The sequence below is a fragment of the Legionella rubrilucens genome, from assembly GCF_001468125.1.
Taxonomy (GTDB): domain Bacteria; phylum Pseudomonadota; class Gammaproteobacteria; order Legionellales; family Legionellaceae; genus Legionella_C; species Legionella_C rubrilucens.
Window position 1 is genome coordinate 640,660 of sequence record NZ_LNYT01000007.1, and the last position, 2,833, is coordinate 643,492.

Sequence of the window (2,833 nt, forward strand, 5' to 3'; positions counted from 1 at the left end):
GCTGCCCCCTACTACTTCCTGCCAATATAATACTTTTTGCACGAATTGATTCTCAATATTCAAAATGGGTGAATATTAATCAGTTTGTATTGAAAAATCAATCGTACGGAATCAGCCTACTGACTGGCGCTGATCAGAAGCGAGATGATGTAGCTGAAATACACCATGATCAGTAAAACCCCATGCCAGCGGGCTAATTTTCGTTTGTTGCGGTAACTGCCCCATAACAGGATCAGGGTGGCGCCAAACATCACAGGAATATCCCGCCACAAGACTGCGTGGCTGATGACCGCGGGATGAATCATTCCCGGGAAAATCATCACGGTTAACAGGTTAAACAGGTTTGAGCCGAGAATATTGCCCACCGCAATGTCATCCGCGCCCCGCAGCGCGGCGATGATGGACGTCACCAGTTCGGGCAGGCTTGAGCCGAAAGCCACGACAGTGAGGCCGATGACTAATTCACTCATGCCGAGACCGTGAGCCAGTGCGGCGCTGGCCTCAATCAGGTAACGGGCGCTCAAGGGCAGGATGATCAGGCCTAACACAAAGCTTAAGGCATGGAGGCTGATGGAGCGTTTACGAAACCAGGCCTGTTGAAATTCCTTGTTGACTCTGGCGGCGACCAGTGACTGGCGCGAGGTCAGCAGCAGGTAACTTAGCATGGCCACACAGGCTGCTAAAAAAAGGCAACTGTCGACGATGCCAAGGTAACCGTCAAGCATTAAGGAATAGGTAAACAGCATCACTAGAAAAAGCAGGGGGTATTCCCGGCTGAGCAGAGAGGATTGCAGCGTCAGTGGTTTGATTAAAGCCGTGAGACCCAACACCAGGCCGATGTTGGCAATGTTGGTGCCGATGGCGTTGCCAATGGCAATATCCGGCAGTCCTTCCAGGGTGGCGTTCACGGCAATCATGATTTCCGGTGCTGAGGTACCGAGGGCAACCAGGGTAAAGCCTATCAGTAAGGGCGGCAGGCGATAATTGTAGGCAATGCCAGAGGCGCCCGTCACCACATGGTTGGCTGACCACAGGAGCGCGGCAAAACTGATTATCAGCATGAACAGGTTATACATTTCTTCTCTCAAGGATGACCCGCTACAGATGATACTGGATTTCGGTCCTAACACAAGAGAACATCATGGAGCAGGTGAAGGTGGATGACCGGTCAGTTGCCCGGTTCCATGGTTTTCTCCTGAACGGGTTCTGATTCAGGCAAGTGATTTTCTTTAGCCGCAGTGGGGCTGAAAAAAAGCGCAGAACCCTGAGCGTTCATTGCTGCCGCGAGCGGCCCACTCTCCGGGAAAAAATCATCAACCAGGCTCGCCAATGTTTTATCGTTGGCAGCCCACTGACTCATCCGATCCTTGCCTGCTGCCCTTAGGATGAGAGCCACGAGAGTCCTGTCAGGGGCATTTTTAAGCAATAAATCCAATGGCGAAATGCTTTCTGTACCCATACTTCTCAATGGCTGATGCCAGAATTCAATCGGAACCTTCTGTAACAGGTCAGGGCATTCTTTCATTAGACAAACGATAACCTCAATGCCTTTGGGGGAAGCACAAAGCGAATAGAGCGGCGGGATTACATCCTTGGCAGGATGGGCATACCATGTTTCTATGGGAATTTCCCTTATCAGTGCCGGATTTCGTTTGGCCAGAGAAGGGAGGAAATTAGACGACTCATAGGCGCATTGAAAGGCCAGTACGTTAATGAGGGACGCCCCTGACTCGTCGTAATGCCTGTACAGCATCTTCGCTGGTATCGCCAAGGGTAAATCAGGGTATACGTCCAGCAGTTTGTCGAGTGTTGGCATCTCCCGCGTACAGTGAAATGCAAATAAATCCATAAAAGTATAGACGGATCCTTTATTTGAGACACGATCGGCCAGTGCATACTGATTCGTTTCCTCAAGCCAGATTTTAAGAGGGATTTGTGCAAAGGACTTTGGACTAGCGTTCATCAATGTCCACAGCAAGTCTAATCCCCTGGGGAGAAGAGGCAAGGTGTGCAGAAAGGAGATCGACGAATAGTCGTCTGATTTCATCAGCAGGCCTTCTTTGCAAAGGGATGCAAGGGGAAAGCTGGCATCGACAAGTCGCGGAGTTAACACGTCTACAATAGCGGCAATCTCTTTTTCATTCTCCCTCGAATGCCATAATGTCGTTATTAAGGCGGTGAGCAGGGGTAACTCCTTGCAATACCCTGGGTGGGTGCCTTCCTGATACCAGGTTTCTACAGGAATGCGCTTCATGAAGTATTGACTGGTGAGTATCAGAAAGAGCTTGGGTTTAAGGGCCAGATAGAACAAGGGTGAAACCGTGGTCACCTCGCCACCGACCTGCTGGATGGATTGCCGGGTACACAAATGGGGTAAGCAGCGTTCCAGTAATTTGGGGTTATTTTCAAAAATTTGATGTAAATACCTGGCACGAACATAGTCTTCACACATATATAGCAGCAGGGTTTTCTCACTGCCATCATTGATTGACGCCATTAAGCGGTCAGAGGTGAGGAGGGTTTTAATTGCCTGATTAAGTTCAGGACCTCCAATCCGTTGGATAACCTTATGCATTTGAGGTACGGAAAAAAAGACACGGACGAACAGTTTTTGTCCTTGGTAGGGGGTGTTCCACCACAGCTCCTCGATTCGTTTCGGATTGATGAATTGTTGGATTTCTGTGATTGCCAGTGGTTCATCTTCCATTAATGCCTTGACCAGTTCTTCTGCTGTTTTAGTGGGCTTATTGCTTTTTTTATTGTCCTTGGGCTTTGCTTTTCCTTTGTCCAGGTTGATGGCCGGCACGCGGGCGGGTGTCGGGTTGTTCACGAC

The 2,833-nt window shown here is 49.6% G+C and carries 2 protein-coding genes; both read right to left on the bottom strand.

What is annotated here, in order from left to right:
- Nucleotides 1-116 precede the first annotated feature (116 nt).
- Nucleotides 117-1,061, bottom strand: a complete 945-nt coding sequence (locus Lrub_RS06425; protein ID WP_237760759.1) for a calcium/sodium antiporter — start codon at nt 1,059-1,061, stop codon at nt 117-119.
- Between the two features lie 107 nt (nt 1,062-1,168).
- Nucleotides 1,169-2,833 (bottom strand): hypothetical protein (locus Lrub_RS06430; RefSeq protein ID WP_237760760.1); only part of this gene is annotated, 1,665 nt, incomplete at its 5' end.